This is a genomic window from Burkholderia arboris (assembly GCF_038723655.1).
In the GTDB taxonomy this organism is placed as follows: domain Bacteria; phylum Pseudomonadota; class Gammaproteobacteria; order Burkholderiales; family Burkholderiaceae; genus Burkholderia; species Burkholderia arboris.
Genome location: NZ_CP109821.1, coordinates 3,225,634 through 3,242,596 on the forward strand (window position 1 = coordinate 3,225,634; position 16,963 = coordinate 3,242,596).

General features: G+C 67.5%; 17 protein-coding genes. 13 read left to right on the forward strand and 4 right to left on the reverse strand.

Annotated features, from left to right (window positions below):
• Window positions 1-64 precede the first annotated feature (64 nt).
• Complete coding sequence (locus OHZ10_RS15140; protein ID WP_059233177.1) at window positions 65-631, reverse strand: adenine phosphoribosyltransferase; 567 nt, start codon at window positions 629-631, stop codon at window positions 65-67.
• 77 nt (window positions 632-708) lie between these two features.
• The gene (locus tag OHZ10_RS15145; RefSeq protein ID WP_342702922.1) at window positions 709-2,715 is read right to left on the reverse strand and encodes a cation:proton antiporter; all 2,007 of its coding nucleotides are present in this window, start codon (window positions 2,713-2,715) and stop codon (window positions 709-711) included.
• Between the two features lie 125 nt (window positions 2,716-2,840).
• Here OHZ10_RS15145 and kdsD point away from each other — a divergent pair, with 125 nt between their 5' ends.
• From kdsD to OHZ10_RS15200, 11 genes are all read left to right on the forward strand, one after another.
• Window positions 2,841-3,824, forward strand: coding sequence for an arabinose 5-phosphate isomerase KdsD (gene kdsD / locus OHZ10_RS15150; RefSeq protein WP_059233175.1), 984 nt, complete (start codon window positions 2,841-2,843; stop codon window positions 3,822-3,824).
• Entirely contained in the window at window positions 3,824-4,360 is a 537-nt protein-coding gene (locus tag OHZ10_RS15155) for a KdsC family phosphatase (RefSeq protein ID WP_174994104.1), read from the forward strand. The genes kdsD and OHZ10_RS15155 overlap by 1 nt, the downstream gene beginning before the upstream one ends.
• 3 nt (window positions 4,361-4,363) lie before the next feature.
• On the forward strand, window positions 4,364-4,978 hold the full coding sequence (gene lptC, locus OHZ10_RS15160) for an LPS export ABC transporter periplasmic protein LptC (RefSeq protein WP_059233174.1): 615 nt from the start codon (window positions 4,364-4,366) through the stop codon (window positions 4,976-4,978).
• 20 nt (window positions 4,979-4,998) lie between these two features.
• Window positions 4,999-5,664, forward strand: coding sequence for a lipopolysaccharide transport periplasmic protein LptA (lptA, locus tag OHZ10_RS15165; protein WP_059233173.1), 666 nt, complete (start codon window positions 4,999-5,001; stop codon window positions 5,662-5,664).
• Window positions 5,661-6,437, forward strand: a complete 777-nt coding sequence (gene lptB / locus OHZ10_RS15170) for an LPS export ABC transporter ATP-binding protein (RefSeq protein WP_059233172.1) — start codon at window positions 5,661-5,663, stop codon at window positions 6,435-6,437. The genes lptA and lptB overlap by 4 nt, the downstream gene beginning before the upstream one ends.
• Window positions 6,438-6,596: 159 nt before the next feature.
• On the forward strand, window positions 6,597-8,102 hold the full coding sequence (locus OHZ10_RS15175; protein ID WP_059233171.1) for an RNA polymerase factor sigma-54: 1,506 nt from the start codon (window positions 6,597-6,599) through the stop codon (window positions 8,100-8,102).
• Window positions 8,103-8,259: 157 nt separating this feature from the next.
• Window positions 8,260-8,619, forward strand: a complete 360-nt coding sequence (gene hpf / locus OHZ10_RS15180; RefSeq protein WP_006477786.1) for a ribosome hibernation-promoting factor, HPF/YfiA family — start codon at window positions 8,260-8,262, stop codon at window positions 8,617-8,619.
• 195 nt (window positions 8,620-8,814) lie between these two features.
• Window positions 8,815-9,327 carry a PTS sugar transporter subunit IIA gene (locus OHZ10_RS15185; RefSeq protein WP_034195643.1) on the forward strand — a complete coding sequence of 171 codons (513 nt, stop codon included), beginning with the start codon at window positions 8,815-8,817 and terminating at the stop codon, window positions 9,325-9,327.
• A gap of 117 nt (window positions 9,328-9,444) precedes the next feature.
• Entirely contained in the window at window positions 9,445-10,413 is a 969-nt protein-coding gene (hprK, locus tag OHZ10_RS15190; protein WP_011353227.1) for an HPr(Ser) kinase/phosphatase, read from the forward strand.
• 75 nt (window positions 10,414-10,488) lie between these two features.
• Window positions 10,489-11,397 (forward strand): RNase adapter RapZ, encoded by a 909-nt coding sequence (gene rapZ / locus OHZ10_RS15195; RefSeq protein WP_059233170.1) that lies wholly within the window; start codon window positions 10,489-10,491, stop codon window positions 11,395-11,397.
• A 27-nt stretch (window positions 11,398-11,424) separates the two neighbouring features.
• On the forward strand, window positions 11,425-12,060 hold the full coding sequence (locus OHZ10_RS15200) for an LON peptidase substrate-binding domain-containing protein (protein ID WP_340624486.1): 636 nt from the start codon (window positions 11,425-11,427) through the stop codon (window positions 12,058-12,060).
• Window positions 12,061-12,178: 118 nt separating this feature from the next.
• Here the strand turns inward: OHZ10_RS15200 and mutY are convergent, their stop codons facing one another.
• Both mutY and mutM read right to left on the reverse strand, forming a co-directional pair.
• The gene (gene mutY, locus OHZ10_RS15205; protein ID WP_342702925.1) at window positions 12,179-13,285 is read right to left on the reverse strand and encodes an A/G-specific adenine glycosylase; all 1,107 of its coding nucleotides are present in this window, start codon (window positions 13,283-13,285) and stop codon (window positions 12,179-12,181) included.
• A gap of 24 nt (window positions 13,286-13,309) precedes the next feature.
• Complete coding sequence (gene mutM, locus OHZ10_RS15210) at window positions 13,310-14,137, reverse strand: bifunctional DNA-formamidopyrimidine glycosylase/DNA-(apurinic or apyrimidinic site) lyase (RefSeq protein WP_048246970.1); 828 nt, start codon at window positions 14,135-14,137, stop codon at window positions 13,310-13,312.
• 371 nt (window positions 14,138-14,508) lie between these two features.
• Here mutM and OHZ10_RS15215 point away from each other — a divergent pair, with 371 nt between their 5' ends.
• Window positions 14,509-16,332, forward strand: a complete 1,824-nt coding sequence (locus tag OHZ10_RS15215) for a tetratricopeptide repeat protein (protein WP_342702926.1) — start codon at window positions 14,509-14,511, stop codon at window positions 16,330-16,332.
• Window positions 16,332-16,955, forward strand: coding sequence for a lipoprotein insertase outer membrane protein LolB (lolB, locus tag OHZ10_RS15220; RefSeq protein WP_059233166.1), 624 nt, complete (start codon window positions 16,332-16,334; stop codon window positions 16,953-16,955). Before OHZ10_RS15215 ends, lolB begins: the two co-directional genes overlap by 1 nt.
• Window positions 16,956-16,963 lie beyond the last annotated feature (8 nt).

The following is a 16,963-nucleotide window of genomic DNA, read 5'->3' on the forward strand; positions in this document are numbered from 1 at the left end:
GACCTCGCTGCAGAACGTGAACCAATACGGTGAACCCGGGCGGCAAGCCCGGGCGGGCCGGCGCTCAGTGGCCGCCGAATTCGGTAACGGTATAGACGGGCAGTCCGGCATTGCGCAACAGCGCCGAGCCGCCGAGATCGGGCAGGTCGATGATCGCCGCGCCTTCGACGACCACCGCGCCGAGCCGCTGCAGCAGGTTGCGCCCCGCCATCATCGTGCCGCCGGTCGCGATCAGGTCGTCCATGATGATCACGCGGTCGCCGGGGCGGCACGCGTCTTCGTGGATCTCGACCGTCGCGCTGCCGTATTCGAGGTCGTACGATTCCGAGCACGTCTTGTACGGCAGCTTGCCGACCTTGCGGATCGGCACGAAGCCGACGCTCAGCTCGTACGCGACGATCGGCGCGATGATGAAGCCGCGCGCGTCGAGACCCGCGACGTAGTCGAGCTTCGCATCGACATAGCGTTCGACGAACAGGTCGACGAGGATGCGCAGCGCCTTCGGGCTCTGCAGCAGCGTCGTAATGTCGCGGAACTGCACGCCCGGCTGCGGCCAGTCGGGCACCGTGCGGATCTGGCTGTGGATGAAAGCGACCGGATCGAGCGGTGCGCCCGACGACGAATGCGGCATGAAACTCTCCGAAAAAAACGGTGCGCGAAGATCGGGCACCGTTTCTGAAAAATACGGGTCAGGTTGTGAGTCGCAACTCAAGCGGCCGCGGCCGGCGGATCGCGCCGATGGCGCGACAACCGCTCCTCCGCGAGCGCGAGCGCCTCGGGCAGCCCGCGCAGCACGACGATGTCGCTCGCGCGCAGCTTGGTCTGCGGGTCCGGTTCGACGCCGCGGATGCCGTGCCGGCGGATCGCCGTGACTTCCAGCCCGAGCGCATACAGCCCGAGTTCTTCCAGCGAACGCCCGACCGCGTCCGCGCGCGCATCGACCGGCACCGATTGTAGCCGCACCTGCTCGTGGTCGTCGTCGTCCGCGTCGTCCGCGCCGCGGAAATAGCCGCGCAGCAGGCTGTAGCGCTCGTCGCGCATTTCCTCGACGCGCCGCACGACCTTGCGCATCGGCACGCCGACCAGCACCAGCGTATGCGACGCGAGCATCAAGCTGCCCTCGACGATCTCCGGAATCACTTCGGTCGCACCGGCCGCGAGCAGTTTCTCGAGATCGGCGTCGTCGACGGTGCGCACGATCGCCGGCAGCGTCGGCTCGAGCTCGTGCACGTGGTGCAGCACGCGCAGCGCCGACGGCGTGTTCGCATAGGTGATCGCGACGGCCGCCGCGCGGTGGATACCGGCCGCGAGCAGCGATTCGCGGCGCGCCGCGTCGCCGAATACCACCGACTCGCCGGCCGCGGCGGCCGCGCTCACGCGATCGGGGTCGAGGTCGAGCGCGACGTACGAAATGCCTTCCTGCTCGAGCATCCGCGCCAGGTTCTGCCCGGCGCGGCCGTAGCCGCAGATGATCACGTGGCCGCGCTGCTTCAGGCTTTGCGTCGCGATCCGCGTCATCTGCAGCGACTGCTGCATCCATTCGGTCGACGACAGCCGCATCACGATCCGGTCGGCGTTCTGGATCAGGAACGGCGCGGCGAGCATCGACAGCAGCATCGACGCGAGGATCGCCTGCAGCAGCGTCGAATCGACGAGATGCCGGTCGAGGATCAGGTTCAGCAGCACGAAGCCGAATTCGCCGGCCTGCGCGAGGCCGATGCCGGTGCGCATCGCGACGCCCGGCGTCGCGCCGAACAGCCGCGCAAGCCCTGCGATCATCGTCCCCTTGAACAGGATCTGGCCGAAGAAGAAACCGAGCACGAGGAACGGGTGCTCCCAGATCACGCGCGGATCGAGCAGCATCCCCGTCGTCACGAAGAACAGGCCGAGCAGCACGTCGCGGAACGGCTTGATGTCCTCTTCCACCTGATGGCGGAACGGCGTCTCGGAGATGAGCATCCCCGCGATGAACGCGCCGAGCGCGAGCGACAGGCCGAAGCGGTCGGTGATGAACGCGGCGCCGAGCGTGACGAGCAGCAGGTTCAGCACGAACAGTTCCTGCGAGCGGCGCCGCGCGACGACGTTGAGCCAGCGCGTCATGAAGCGCTGGCCGACGATCAGCAGCAGCGCGAGCGCGATCACGATCTTGACCGCCGCGAAGCCGAGCGTGATCGCGAGGTCCTTCGACGATTCGGCGCCGAACGCGGCGATCACGATCAGCAGCGGCACGACCGCGAGATCCTGGAACAGCAGCACGCCGAAGATGTTGCGGCCATGCTCGGTCTCGATCTCGAGCCGCTCGGCGAGCATCTTCGACACGATCGCCGTCGACGACATCGCGAGCGCGCCGCCGAGCGCGATGCTGCCCTGCCACGTGATGTGCACCCAGTGCTCGAACAGCGCGCCGAGCACGAGCGCGAGCGCGAGGGTCGCGACGACCTGCAGCAACCCGAGCCCGAACACGAGCCGCTGCATCGCCCTCAGCTTCGCGAGCGAGAATTCGAGGCCGATCGAAAACATCAGGAACACCACGCCGAATTCCGCGAGGTGCTCGGCCCGTTCGAGATCCGCGGCAATGCCGAACGAATGCGGGCCGACCAGGATGCCGACGGTCAGATAGCCGAGCATCGGCGGCAGGTTCAACGAACGGAATACGACGACGCCCACCACCGAGGCCAGCAGCAGCAGCAGGGTCATTTCGAGCGGGGAAATCACAGGCGAAGCGTCCTCGTTCGTCGGGGCCACGGCAATGCGGGCGCGGGTGGTGGCGATGGACAGGCGACCTCGGACGAGTCCGAAGGCCCGGCGCGGCGAACAAACGCCTTTGCTATACTCCGCGCATGATAGCGAAAATCAATGATGATCGGGCGCTCGCGCTCGCCCGCGACGTGCTCGACATCGAGGCGGACGCCGTGCGCGCGCTGCGCGACCAGCTCGACGGCGGCTTCGTCCAGGCCGTCGCGCTGCTGCTCGGCTGCCGCGGCCGCGTGGTGGTGTCCGGGATCGGCAAATCGGGGCATATCGCCCGCAAAATTGCAGCCACGCTGGCCAGCACCGGCACGCCGGCCTTCTTCGTCCACCCCGCCGAGGCCAGCCACGGCGACCTCGGGATGGTCACCTCCGACGACGTCTTCATCGGCATCTCCTATTCCGGCGAATCGGAAGAGCTCGTCGCCATCCTGCCGCTCGTGAAGCGGATCGGCGCGAAGCTGATCGCGATCACGGGCCGCGCGGAGTCGAGCCTCGGCACGCTCGCCGACGTGAACCTGAACGCCGCGGTGTCGAAGGAAGCCTGCCCGCTGAACCTCGCGCCCACCGCAAGCACGACCGCCGCGCTCGCGCTCGGCGACGCGCTCGCCGTTGCCGTGCTCGACGCGCGCGGCTTCGGTTCGGAAGATTTCGCGCGCTCGCACCCGGGCGGCGCACTCGGCCGGCGCCTGCTCACCTATGTGCGCGACGTGATGCGCTCGGGCGACGACGTCCCGTCCATCGGGCTCGACGCGACGCTGTCGGACGCACTGTTCCAGATCACCGCGAAGCGCCTCGGCATGACGGCCGTGGTCGACGCCGACGGCAAGGTCGCCGGCATCTTCACGGACGGCGACTTGCGCCGCGTGCTCGCGCGCGACGGCGATTTCCGCGCGCTGCCGATCACCGAAGTGATGACGCGCGATCCGCGCACGATCGCGCCGGATCACCTCGCGGTCGAAGCCGTGGAACTGATGGAGCGCCACCGGATCAACCAGATGCTGGTAGTCGATGCCGACGGCGCGCTGATCGGCGCGCTGAACATGCACGACCTGTTTTCGAAGAAGGTGATCTGATGAGCGCAGCGCTGACTGCAGCCGAACGCGCAAGCCGCGTGAAGCTGATGATTTTCGACGTCGACGGCGTGCTGACCGACGGCGGCCTGCTGTTTACCGCGGCCGGCGACACGATGAAGTCGTTCAATTCGCTCGACGGCCACGGCGTGAAGCTGCTCGGCGAAGCCGGCATCGCGACCGCGATCATCACGGGCCGCCGCTCGGACATCGTCGCGGCGCGCGCGAAGGAAATGAAGATCGCGCACCTGTTCCAGGGCGTCGAGAACAAGCTCACCGTGTTCGCCGACCTGATCGCGTCGCTCGGCCTGACCGCCGACGCGTGCGGCTACATGGGCGACGACTGGCCCGACCTGCCCGTGATGCTGCGTTGCGGCTTCGCGACGGCCCCCGCGAACGCGCACCCCGAAGTGATCGCCCGCGCGCACTGGGTCGCCGAGGCCCGCGGCGGCCACGGCGCCGTGCGCGAAGTCTGCGATGCGATCCTGCGCGCGCAGCGCCGCTATGATGCGCTGCTCGCGGCCGCCTGCGGAGCCTGACGGATGAGCACGCATTTCCGCTGGACCCAGCTGCTGCCGCTCGCCGCGGTCGCCGCGCTCGCGGGCATCACCTGGTGGCTGCTGCAGGCCACGCTGCCGCCGCCCGGCGAAGGCACCGTGCAGCCCAAGCGCCACACGCCCGACTATTTCGCGGACAACTTCTCGGTCACTGAGCTCGACCAGTCGGGCTCGACCCAGTACCGGCTGACGGCCGCGAAGCTGATTCACTACGAAGACACCGAAAGCAGCGACCTGACCGATCCGGCCATGCGCGCGTTCCAGCCCGGCAAGCCGGTCGTGACGACCACCGCGAAGCGCGGCACCGTCAACGGCGACGTGTCGATCGTCGATTTGTACGACAATGCGCGCATCCTGCGCGCCGCCGGCGGCGGCGATCCGCAGATGCAGGCCGATTCCCAGCATTTCCGGATCTTCGTCAATGACGATGTGATCCAGACCGAAAAGCCGGTTAAACTTCAGCGCGGCCTGTCGCTCGTCAACGCGACCGACGGCATGAAGTACAACAACGTCACCCGGGTCATCGAGCTTTACGGCAACGTGCGCGGCACGATCGCCGCGGCGGACACGTCCGGCGGCTCGAAAGGTCAACCCAAGTGACGCATCCCTCACGTGACTGCATGAACGAACCGTTCCCTCGACAGATTTCCGGCGGCGCTGCGCGCGCCGTCCGCGCCGCGCTTGCCGCGACGCTCGTGGCGCTCCCGCTGGTCGGGCTGGCGCCGCTCGCCCATGCCGAGAAGGCCGACCAGGGCAAGCCGATCAACGTCGAGTCCGACAACCTGACCTATGACGATCTGAAGCAGGTCACGGTCGCGACCGGCAACGTCGTGATCACGAAGGGCACGATCATCATCAAGGGCGATCGCGTCGAAGTGCGCCAGGACCCGGAAGGCTATCAGTACGCGACCTCGTACGGCAGCGGCAAGAAGCACGCGACGTTCCGCCAGAAGCGCGAAGGCCTCGACGAATACATCGACGGCGACGCCGAGCGCATCGACTACGACGGCAAGCAGGACCTGACCACGCTGACGACCGCCGCGACCGTACGCCGCCTGCAGGGCACGTCGACCGTCGCCGATACCGTGCACGGCAGCGTGATCACGTACGACGGCCAGCGCGACTTCTACACCGCGAAGGGCGGCAAGGACGTCGCCGCGCCGGGCAACCCGAACGGCCGCGTGCGCGCGATGCTGTCGCCGAAGAACGGCGGCCCCGCGCCGCTGAACGGTGCGCCGGCGAAGCTGTCGCCGTCGACCACGATCCAGGGAGCGCCGGGCCAATGAACGCGCTACCGAACCGCCAGCCGGCCGGCACCACGAGCTCGCTCGTCGTCCGCAACCTGAAGAAGCGCTACGGCTCGCGCACGGTCGTCAAGGACGTGTCGCTCGACGTGAAGAGCGGCGAAGTCGTCGGCCTGCTCGGCCCGAACGGCGCCGGCAAGACCACGTCGTTCTACATGATCGTCGGCCTCGTGCCGCTCGACGCGGGCGAGATCTCGCTGAACGGCAGCTCGATCAGCCTGCTGCCGATCCACAAGCGCGCGTCGCTCGGCCTGTCGTACCTGCCGCAGGAAGCGTCCGTGTTCCGCAAGCTGACCGTCGAGGAAAACATCCGCGCGGTGCTCGAGCTGCAGTACGGCGAAGACGGCAAGCGGCTGTCGAAGGACGCGATCTCGTCGCGCACCGAAGCGCTGCTCGACGAACTGCAGATCGGCCACCTGCGCGAGAACCCCGCGCTGTCGCTGTCGGGCGGTGAACGGCGCCGCGTCGAAATCGCGCGCGCGCTCGCCACCAACCCGAACTTCATCCTGCTCGACGAACCGTTCGCCGGCGTCGATCCGATCGCGGTGCTCGAGATCCAGAAGATCGTCAAGTTCCTGAAGCAGCGCAACATCGGCGTGCTGATCACCGATCACAACGTCCGCGAAACGCTCGGCATCTGCGACCACGCGTATATCATCAGCGACGGTTCGGTGCTCGCCGCCGGCGCCCCCAGCGAAATCATCGAAAACGAAAGCGTGCGCCGCGTGTACCTCGGCGAACACTTCCGGATGTAACTCTCCCTCGTGGCTGGCTGCACCCCGCCCGGCATCGCCGCGCGGGGCCGCGCCCTGCTTCGCGGCCATGCCCGCGGCCGGGCGGCGCGCCGCGCGTAATCGCGGATGGCTCAACGCGCCTGGGTCGTGGCACACTGCCGGTATGACTCCCTCCTTGCCATGAAAGCCAGCCTTCAACTCCGCCTGTCGCAACATCTGGCGCTGACGCCGCAGCTGCAGCAGTCGATCCGGCTCCTGCAGTTGTCGACGCTCGAATTGCAGCAGGAAGTCGCGATGGCCGTCGCGCAAAACCCGTTGCTCGAGAACGACGACGAATGGATCGCGAGCCCGCTGCGCGTCGCGGCGGACGGATCGTTGATCGCGCAGACGCCCCCCGGGCAGCATAACGAGCCGGCCTCGACGAACGGCAGCAGCACGTCCGGCGATCGCGCGGAGCGCGACGAGCCGGCTGGCGCCGACGAATACGACAGTTACGGGTCCGGCGACGGCAACGACGGCCCGCAATGGAATCTCGATGAATTCGGCCGCGCGAGCGGCGCGTCCGACGACGACGACCTCCCGCCGCTGCAGGTGCAGGAAGCCGCGACGTCGCTGCGCGACCACCTGTCCGCGCAATTGCGCGTCACGCAGGCCAGCCCGCGCGATCGCGCGCTCGTGATGTTCCTGATCGAGTCGCTCGACGACGACGGCTACCTGACCGCGACGCTCGACGAAGTGCTCGCCGACCTGCCGCCCGAGCTGGAGATCGACTGCGACGAGCTGAACGCGGCGCTCGCGCTGCTGCACAGCTTCGACCCGCCCGGCGTCGGCGCACGCTCGGCGTCGGAATGCCTGAAGCTGCAGTTGCTGCGCCTCGATCCGTCCCCGACGCGCACGCTCGCGCTCGAGATCGTGTCGCAGCACCTCGAACTGCTCGCGGCCCGCGATTTCACGCGGTTGCGCAAGCACCTGAAGGCAAGCGACGACGCGCTGCGCGACGCGCATGCGCTGATCCGCTCGCTGGAGCCGTTCCCCGGCGCCGCGTACGGCAAGGCCGAGGCCGACTACGTCGTGCCCGACATCATCGTGAAGAAGGCCGGCCAGGGATGGCTCGCGGAGCTCAATCCGGAGGTCATGCCGCGCCTGCGGATCAACAACCTGTACGCAAACATCCTGCGCAACAGCCGCGGCGATCCGTCGGCCGGTTCGCTGAAGCAGCAGCTCCAGGAAGCACGGTGGCTGATCAAGAATATCCAGCAGCGTTTCGACACGATCCTGCGTGTCGCGCAGGCTATTGTCGAGCGTCAGAAGAATTTCTTTGCGCACGGTGAAATTGCCATGCGCCCCTTGGTTTTGCGGGAAATAGCTGATACGCTGGGCCTACACGAGTCGACTGTCAGCCGTGTGACAACCGGGAAGTACATGCTGACCCCGTTCGGGACGCTTGAATTTAAGTACTTCTTCGGATCTCACGTTTCGACCGACACCGGTGGCGCCGCCTCGTCGACCGCCATCCGAGCCCTCATCAAGCAACTGATAGGAGCTGAAGACCCAAAATCGCCACTTTCGGACAGCCGCATTGCCGAGCTGCTGGCAGAACAGGGTTTCGTGGTCGCACGCCGCACGGTTGCGAAATATCGCGAAGCCCTCAAAATCCCGGCAGTGAATCTGCGCAAGTCTCTTTAGCCTGCTGCCTGCCCGGCGGCAGGCGTGTTCCGGCCACCGCGCACACGGGGAACAGGCCGGGCGACCTGTCCGCGATACGCCGCCTCGTGCGGCAGGGGCAAGTCGACCGGAGCGCCGCCTCGATGCGGCCGGGTGGTCACTCGCTTGGAGAAGCACTATGAACCTGAAGATCAGTGGACATCATCTCGAAGTCACGCCTGCAATTCGCGAATACGTGATCACCAAGCTGGACCGGGTGCTACGGCATAGCGATCAGGTGATCGATGGCACTGTGATCCTCTCGGTCGACAACCACAAGGAAAAGGACAAGCAGCAGCGCGCGGAAATCAATCTGCACCTGAAGGGCAAGGACATCTTCGTTGAAAGCGCGAACGGCAACCTGTACGCCGCGATCGATTTGCTGATCGACAAGCTGGATCGCCAGGTCGTCAAGCACATGGAGCGCCTGCAAACGCACGCGCACGACCCGATCAAGCTTCAACCGTCGATCGACCAGATCGAACTGCCGCCGCAATAACCTTTACCGCAACACGCACGCCGCCCGGTTCGCCGGGCGTTTTTTTTGCGACTCCGCGCAGCGGTGCAACCGGTCAGTCCGGGCCGCGCCACGCACGCGGCTGTGCTCTATAATGTTTCGGTTATCGCCGGGGGGCGTTGGGTGCGGTAGCTGCGTTGCAGGTTGCCGATGCCACATGCCTTGATATCGCCGAACATGGAAAATCAGTCTGCCGCAGCAAGGAGACCCCAGGCCGCCCAATCGCCTGCCAACATGAATCGCCTAGCCAAAATCCTGCCCATAGAGAACGTCGTCATCGACCTCTCAGTCACCAGCAAGAAACGCGTCTTCGAACAAGCCGGGCTGATGTTCGAGAATCAGAACGGCATCGCCCGCAGCACCGTCACGGACAACCTGTTCGCGCGCGAGCGCCTCGGTTCGACCGGGCTCGGCGAAGGTGTCGCGATTCCGCACGGCCGCATCAAGGGGCTCAAGCACCCGCTCGCCGCGTTCGTCCGCCTCGCCGATGCGATCCCGTTCGAAGCGCCCGACGGCCAGCCGGTCGGCCTTCTGATCTTCCTGCTCGTTCCCGAGCAAGCCACCCAGCAACACCTCGAGATCCTGTCGGAAATCGCGCAACTGCTGTCCGATCGCGACGCGCGCGAGCGTCTGCACAACGAAACGGATATCGCCGAGTTGCATCGCCTGCTTACTCAGTGGCAACCTTGAGTTGATCCGGGCGGAATTTTTCCGGTACGAGGCGGCCTGTGCCGCCGTCCAGGGCCGCCCGGCATGGCGACGTCCGTCGCCGCGCGCCTGCACCGGCCCATTGGAGTGACGAGAGTCATGGATACGTCCAGCATCAACGCCCAGAGCATCTTCGACGACAACGCAGCCACGCTGAAACTGAGCTGGCTGACGGGGCATGAAGGCTGGGAACGCGGCTTTTCCGCCGACACGGTCGGCAATGCAACGTCGAGCGCCGACCTCGTCGGCCACCTGAACCTGATCCACCCGAACCGGATCCAGGTGCTCGGCGAAGCCGAAATCGACTACTACCAGCGCCAGACCGACGAAGACCGCTCGCGCCACATGGCCGAGCTGATCGCACTCGAACCGCCGTTCCTCGTCGTCGCCGGCGGCGCCGCGGCCCCGCCCGAACTCGTGCTGCGCTGCACCCGCTCGTCCACACCGCTGTTCACGACGCCGATGTCGGCCGCCGCGGTGATCGACAGCCTGCGGCTCTACATGTCGCGCATCCTCGCGCCGCGCGCGACGCTGCACGGCGTATTCATCGACATTCTCGGGATGGGCGTGCTGCTGACCGGCGATTCGGGCCTCGGCAAGAGCGAGCTCGGTCTCGAGCTGATCAGCCGCGGCCACGGCCTCGTCGCCGACGACGCAGTCGATTTCGTCCGACTTGGCCCCGATTTCGTCGAAGGGCGCTGCCCGCCGCTGCTGCAGAACCTGCTCGAAGTGCGCGGCCTCGGCCTGCTCGACATCAAGACGATCTTCGGCGAAACCGCCGTGCGGCGGAAGATGAAGCTGAAACTGATCGTCCAGCTCGTGCGGCGCCCCGACGGCGAATTCCAGCGCCTGCCGCTCGAAAGCCAGACCGTCGACGTGCTCGGCTTGCCGATCAGCAAGGTCACCATCCAGGTTGCGGCTGGCCGCAACCTCGCGGTGCTGGTCGAGGCGGCCGTCCGGAACACGATCCTGCAGTTGCGCGGAATCGACACGTTGCGCGATTTCATGGATCGGCAACGACTCGCGATGCAAGATCCCGACAGTCAGTTCCCCGGCAAACTGGTGTAACCCGCACGCGCCGGCCGCGCAACGCCGACGCGTCGAGCCGGTGCTATGATGAAACGTCAGGATTCTCTGCTTCCCATGCGCATCGTCCTTATCACCGGCATCTCCGGCTCAGGCAAGTCCGTCGCGTTGAACGCGCTCGAAGACGCAGGCTATTACTGCGTCGACAACCTGCCGCCGCACGTGCTCCCCGAACTCGCCCGCTACCTCGCCCAGGACGGCCAGCGCCGGCTCGCGGTCGCGATCGACGCGCGCTCGAGCGCGTCGCTCGACGAAATGCCCGGCCTGATCCGCGAGCTGTCCCGCGAGCACGACGTACGCGTGCTGTTCCTGAACGCGAGCACCCAGTCGCTGATCCAGCGCTTCTCGGAAACGCGCCGCCGCCATCCGCTGTCCGGCTCGCTGTCGCACGATGCGGACGTCGGCCTGCTGTCGTCGCTCGAGGAAGCGATCGAGCGCGAGCGCGACCTCGTCGCGCCGCTCGCCGAATTCGGCCACCAGATCGATACCAGCACGCTGCGCGCGAACGCGCTGCGCACCTGGGTCAAGCGCTTCATCGAGCAGAAGAACAACGACCTGATGGTGATGTTCGAGTCGTTCGGCTTCAAGCGCGGCGTGCCGCTCGACGCCGACCTGATGTTCGACGTGCGCGCGCTGCCGAATCCGTACTACGACCACGAGTTGCGCCCGCTCACCGGGCTCGACCAGCCGGTCATCGCCTTTCTCGACGCACTGCCGATCGTCCACCAGATGATCGACGACATCCATGCGTTCCTGATGAAATGGCTGCCGCACTTCCGCGATGACAACCGCAGCTACCTGACCGTCGCCATCGGCTGCACGGGCGGCCAGCATCGCTCGGTGTTCATCGCGGAAACGCTCGCCGCGCGCCTGGCGCGCGAAGCGAACGTGATCGTGCGGCATCGTGACGCGCCAGTGGATGTCGACGCGTCGTCGCGGCTCGTCTCCGCGGTCGACCGACCCTAGCGACGCCCGCTCCTTCATCAGCGCGCCATGTCCTCCCTATCGACCACCCTGATCGACCTGCCGCTGTTTCCGCTGCACACGGTGCTGTTTCCGGGAGGGCTGCTCCCGCTCAAGGTGTTCGAGGCGCGCTATCTCGACATGTCCCGCGCGTGCCTGCGCGACAACGCGCCGTTCGGCGTGTGCCTGCTGAAGAGCGGGCCCGAAGTCGCGCAGGACGGCGCCGTATCGGTACCCGAAACCATCGGCTGCATGGCGCGCATCACCGAGTGCGATACCGGCGAATTCGGGATGCTGTATCTGCAGGCGGTCGGCACGCAGCGTTTCGAGCTGCTGTCGTATCGCGTCGAAGGCAACGGGCTCCTGGTCGGCATCGCGGAGCCGCTGCCCGACGACATCCCGCTCGACGGCGAGCAGACGCTCGCGCAGTTCGGCTCGTGCGCCGAAGTGCTCGAGCGCATCATCAACGCGCTGAAGAAGTCCGATCCGGAGAAAATGCCGTTCGGCGAACCGTTCCGCCTCGACGATCCGAGCTGGGTGTCGAACCGCCTCGCGGAACTGCTGCCGCTCGACCTGCGCGCACGGCAGAAGCTGATGGAGTTTCCGGACGTCGGCGCACGCATCGACGCCGTCCATCACGTGCTCGACCGGCACGGCTGGCTTTAAGCCGCGCCGGCTCGTCGCGTCGCGCTTGCCCGACCGAAGGGCCCGCCCGCGCGACGGAAGCCCTGTAGCCATCCGCAGTTTCCGAGCGCACGACCGGCGCCGCGCCCTTCCCCGTTCGTTACAGCAGCGGCCCGCTCAGCGCATCGAGCAGCTTGCGCACCGGCGCCGGCATGCCGTACGCGTCGAGCCGGCTCAGCGGCACCCAGGCGGTGTCCGCGTCCCGCGCATGTGAAGGCAATCCGCCGCCGTCCGCCATGTCGCTCAGCCGCGGCTCGATCTCCAGCCGGAAATGCGTGAAAGTGTGCGTGAGCGGCGCGAGCGGCACCGTGCCGCCACCGCCGAAGCCGCGCGCGAGTTCCGCGAGTGCGGCATCACCGTCCGCTTGCGGCAGGCTCCACAGCCCGCCCCAGATGCCGGTCGGCGGCCGCCGCTCCAGTAGCACCGCGTCGCCGTCGCGCAGCACGAGCATCCAGGTCTTGCGCGTCGGCACGGCCTTCTTCGGCCGCGCGGCCGGCAGTTCGCGCTGGCGGCCCGTCGATTGCGCGACGCAGTCGCCCGCGAACGGGCAGCGCACGCAATCGGGCTTGCCGCGCATGCACAGCGTCGCGCCGAGATCCATCAGCCCCTGCGTATAGGCGCTCACGTCGGCCGCGTTCGCGGCATCGGGCAGCAGCGATTCGGCAAGCGCCCACATGTCGTTCTCGACGCGCTTCTCGCCCGGAAACCCCTCGACGCCGAACACGCGCGCAAGCACGCGCTTCACGTTGCCGTCGAGGATCGTCGCGCGCGCGCCATAGGCAAACGATGCGATCGCCGCGGCCGTCGAGCGGCCGATGCCCGGCAGTTCGGCCAGCGCGTCGGGCGTCGCCGGAAACGCGCCGCCATGCTCGGCGACGACAACCTGCGCGCAGCGGTGCAGGTTACGGGCGCGCGAGTAATAGCCGAGCCCGGCCCACAGCGCCATTACGTCGTCGGTCGGCGCGGCCGCGAGCGCGGCGACGTCGGGGTAGCGTTCGAGAAAGCGCGTGTAGTACGGAATGACGGTCGACACCTGCGTCTGCTGCAGCATGATTTCCGACAGCCAGATCCGGTACGGATCGCGGGTGTTCTGCCACGGCAAGTCGTGGCGGCCGTGCTCGCGCTGCCACGCGACCAGGCGCGTGGCGAACGTGCCATGCAACGGCGTGACGCGGAACGGAGCGGGGGCGATGCGGGGCGGCTTCAAGTTGTCTAATTGTGGAAAAGGGTTTTAACGCTGGCAGGTCGGACAGAAATAGGTCGACCGCTGGCCCTGCACGATCTGGCGGATCGGCGTGCCGCACACGCGGCACGGCTGGCCCGCCCGGTCGTAGACGAAGCAGTCGAGCTGGAAATAGCCGCTTTCGCCGTTGCTGCCGACAAAATCGCGCAACGTGCTGCCGCCGCGCTCGATCGCGTCGGCAAGTGTCGCGCGCACCGCGTCGGCCAGCCGCTCGTAGCGCGGCAGCGAGACCTTGCCGGCGGCCGTCGTCGGCCGGATGCCGGCGCGAAACAGGCTCTCCGACGCATAGATGTTGCCGACGCCGACGACCATGTCGCCCGCGAGCAGTGCTTGCTTGACGGACACCGTGCGACCGCGCGTGCGCGCGTGCAGCAGCGCGCCGGTAAAGGCCGGCGAGAACGGCTCGACGCCGAGGCTCGCGAGGAGCGGGTGCGCATGCACGTCGCCCGCTTCGCGCGGGTGCCACAGCACCGCGCCGAAACGGCGCGGATCGCGGAACCGCAGCACGAATTCGTCGAAGATCCAGTCGATGTGGTCGTGCTTCGCGGCGACCGGCACGCCGGCCGCGGGCAACACGCGCAGCGTGCCCGTCATGCCGAGATGGACGATGAACCAGCCCGCGTCGACCTCGAACAACAGATACTTGCCGCGACGCTCGACGGCGAGCACCTCGCGCGCGCGCAACTGCTCGGCGAGCCCCGCCGGCACGGGCCAGCGCAGCATCGCGGTACGGACGTCGACACGCTCGACGCGGCGGCCTGCGACAAAGGGCTCGATGCCCCGGCGCGTGACTTCGACTTCTGGCAACTCTGGCATGTTTTACGGGTCTGAGGCGAGGGTCTGCTTACATGTGGAACGCGCATGCGTTGCCATGAGAACGGCCGCTCGCCGCGGGGCGCGAAACGCCGCGAATGCCGACGTATTCGCAAGGAGCGCAACGCGGCGAGCGGCCGTTCTCGTGGCAACCCCCAATTAAAAAAGACATTCCACGGGAATGCCCGAAATCGCCCGCCTTGCGGCGTCGCTCGCCGCTAGATCGGCTCGGCCGAACGGCGCTCGTCGCTTCTTGCCAGGCGGGCGATTTCGGGCATTCGCAAGCGCGTTCCACATGTAAACGGACCCTATCACGATCGTGCGTGTATTGTAGCGAGCGCGTTACAATCGGTTGAAACATCGAACGGATTTCCATGACTCTGCCCTCGAAGCTGCTTCAGAAGCGCCCCGCCGCCGTGCGCGGCGTGCGCGCCTTCCCGGTCCGCCGTGCACTCGGCGCCGCGCTGTTTGCCGCCTGGACCCTCACCGCCTTCCCGGCCCACGCGCAGGATCCGGCATCGGACGACGCGGAGCCGCAGGGTGCGTTCGAGCATGTGATGCCGGACGAGCAGAAGAATCTCCCCGGTGTGCCGCTGACGAGCCAGATCGTCTACCAGGTGCTCGCCGCCGAGGTCGCGCTCCAGCGCAACCAGCCGGCGCCGGCCTACCAGACCTACCTCGCGCTTGCCCGCGACACGCGCGATCCGCGCATGGCGCAGCGCGCGACCGAGATCGCGCTCGGCGCGCAGAGCCCGGCCGACGCGCTGTCCGCCGCGAACCTGTGGCGCCAGTACGCGCCGGATTCGAACCGGGCGTCGCAGGTCGACGCCGCGCTGCTGGTGCTCGCCGGCAAGCCGGCCGACGCACAGCCGATGCTCGCGCGCGAGCTGGCCCGCGCGACCGGCGAGACGCGCGGCCCGGCGATCCTCGCGCTGCAGGCGCTGCTCGTACGCGGCCCCGACCGCGTCGGCGGCCTCGCGGTGCTGAAGGACATGCTGAAAAGCGACATGAACCGGCCCGAAGCCCAGCTCGCGATCGCGCGGCAACAGCTCGCGGTCGACGACAAGGACGGCGCCGCGCAGTCGCTGAAGCAGGCGCTGGCGCTGCGTCCCGACTACCTGCCGGCGGCGTTGATGCTGTCGCAGATGGGTCCGGCGGAACGCGCGGCCGGCATCGCGTCGTTCGAGAAGTATGTTCAGCAGAATCCGAAGTCGCGCGATGCGCGGCTGGCGCTGTCGCAGCTGTATCTCGCCGACGACCGCCTCGGCGACGCGCAGAAGCAGTTCGAGACGATGCGCAAGCTCGACTCGAAGGATCCGACGCCATTGATGGCGCTCGCGCTGATCAAGATCCAGCAGAAGAAGCTCGACGAAGCGACCACCTACCTGAAGCAGTACGTACAGCTCGGCGACAAGCAGCCGAACCTCGACGTCGGCCAGGGCTACATCTACCTCGCGCAGATCGCGATCGACCAGAACAACGACGCGCAGGCGTCGCAATGGCTCGACAAGGTCGACCAGACGAGCCAGCACTACCTGCCCGCGCAGATCACGCGCGCGCAGTTGCTGCAGAAACAGGGCAGGACCGACGAGGCGCGCAAGGTGCTCGACGACCTGCCGATCACCGATCCGCGCGACGCGGCCGTGGTCGCACGCACCGACGCGTCGATCCTGTTCACCGCGAAACGCTATCCGGAAGCCGAGGCACGGCTCGGGCAGGCGGTCCAGGACTTCCCGGACGATCCCGACCTGCGCTACGACTACGCGATGGCGGCCGAGAAGACCGGCCACTACACGACGATGGAAAAGCAGTTGCGCGAGCTGATCCGCACGCAGCCCGACAACCCGCAGGCCTACAACGCGCTCGGCTATTCGCTGGCCGACCGCAACCAGCGCCTGCCCGAAGCCAGCAAGCTGATCGACAAGGCGATGACGCTCGCGCCGAACGACGCGTACATCATGGATAGCCTCGGCTGGGTGAAGTACCGGATGGGCGACACGGCCGGCGCAACGAAGGTGCTGCGGCGTGCGTACGAACTGCAGCCGAACGCCGAGATCGGCGCGCACCTCGGCGAAGTGCTGTGGAAGAGCGGCGCGCAGGACGACGCGCGCACCGCGTGGCGTGACGCGCAGAAGCTCGAACCCGACAACGACACGCTCGTGCAGACGCTGAAGCGCCTCCAGGTCAACGGTCTCTGATGCGGATGTTCCCGACGCTTTCCCTGTCCTCCCGCGCGCAGCGCACGCTGGCCGCGGCCGGCGCGGCGCTCGCGCTCGCCGGCTGCGCGAGCACGCCGCCGTCGGCCAGTGCGCCGACGCCGGGCGCGGCACTGCAAACGGCCGCGACGCACGCTTACCATGGCCGCTTCGCGGTGCAGTACGACGACCGTCTCGGCAAGCAGCAGCACGTGTACGGCAACTTCGACTGGCAGGAGCACGGCGACGACGTGTCGCTCGAGCTGCGCAGCCCGCTCGGCCAGACGCTCGCGATCGTGAAATCGACGCCGCAGGCGGCCTCGCTCGAACTGCCGAACCGCCCGACGCAATATGCACCGGACGTCGGCGACCTGATGCAGAAGACGCTCGGCTTCGAACTGCCGCTCGCCGGCCTGCGCTACTGGCTGTTGCCGACGGCCGCGCCCGCGACGCATGCGGAAACCGTGCGCGACCCGGCCGACGGCACGCGCGTCAAGCAGATCCGCCAGGACGGCTGGACCATCGACTACCTTGCCTACGCGGATGCCCCGGCCACGGGCGTCAAACGCGTCAACCTCGTGCGTGCGACACCGCCGCTCGACATCAAGCTCGTGCTCGACCAGTGAGCACCAGC

What these genes read in the sequence shown, in the direction of transcription:
- OHZ10_RS15140 (WP_059233177.1), bottom strand. Translation starts at nt 631, where the DNA reads ATGCCGCATTCGTCGTCGGGCGCACCGCTCGATCCGGTCGCTTTCATC.
- kdsD (WP_059233175.1), top strand. Translation starts at nt 2,841, where the DNA reads ATGATAGCGAAAATCAATGATGATCGGGCGCTCGCGCTCGCCCGCGAC.
- OHZ10_RS15155 (WP_174994104.1), top strand. Translation starts at nt 3,824, where the DNA reads ATGAGCGCAGCGCTGACTGCAGCCGAACGCGCAAGCCGCGTGAAGCTG.
- lptC (WP_059233174.1), top strand. Translation starts at nt 4,364, where the DNA reads ATGAGCACGCATTTCCGCTGGACCCAGCTGCTGCCGCTCGCCGCGGTC.
- lptA (WP_059233173.1), top strand. Translation starts at nt 4,999, where the DNA reads ATGAACGAACCGTTCCCTCGACAGATTTCCGGCGGCGCTGCGCGCGCC.
- lptB (WP_059233172.1), top strand. Translation starts at nt 5,661, where the DNA reads ATGAACGCGCTACCGAACCGCCAGCCGGCCGGCACCACGAGCTCGCTC.
- OHZ10_RS15175 (WP_059233171.1), top strand. Translation starts at nt 6,597, where the DNA reads ATGAAAGCCAGCCTTCAACTCCGCCTGTCGCAACATCTGGCGCTGACG.
- hpf (WP_006477786.1), top strand. Translation starts at nt 8,260, where the DNA reads ATGAACCTGAAGATCAGTGGACATCATCTCGAAGTCACGCCTGCAATT.
- OHZ10_RS15185 (WP_034195643.1), top strand. Translation starts at nt 8,815, where the DNA reads ATGGAAAATCAGTCTGCCGCAGCAAGGAGACCCCAGGCCGCCCAATCG.
- hprK (WP_011353227.1), top strand. Translation starts at nt 9,445, where the DNA reads ATGGATACGTCCAGCATCAACGCCCAGAGCATCTTCGACGACAACGCA.
- rapZ (WP_059233170.1), top strand. Translation starts at nt 10,489, where the DNA reads ATGCGCATCGTCCTTATCACCGGCATCTCCGGCTCAGGCAAGTCCGTC.
- OHZ10_RS15200 (WP_340624486.1), top strand. Translation starts at nt 11,425, where the DNA reads ATGTCCTCCCTATCGACCACCCTGATCGACCTGCCGCTGTTTCCGCTG.
- mutM (WP_048246970.1), bottom strand. Translation starts at nt 14,137, where the DNA reads ATGCCAGAGTTGCCAGAAGTCGAAGTCACGCGCCGGGGCATCGAGCCC.
- OHZ10_RS15215 (WP_342702926.1), top strand. Translation starts at nt 14,509, where the DNA reads ATGACTCTGCCCTCGAAGCTGCTTCAGAAGCGCCCCGCCGCCGTGCGC.
- lolB (WP_059233166.1), top strand. Translation starts at nt 16,332, where the DNA reads ATGCGGATGTTCCCGACGCTTTCCCTGTCCTCCCGCGCGCAGCGCACG.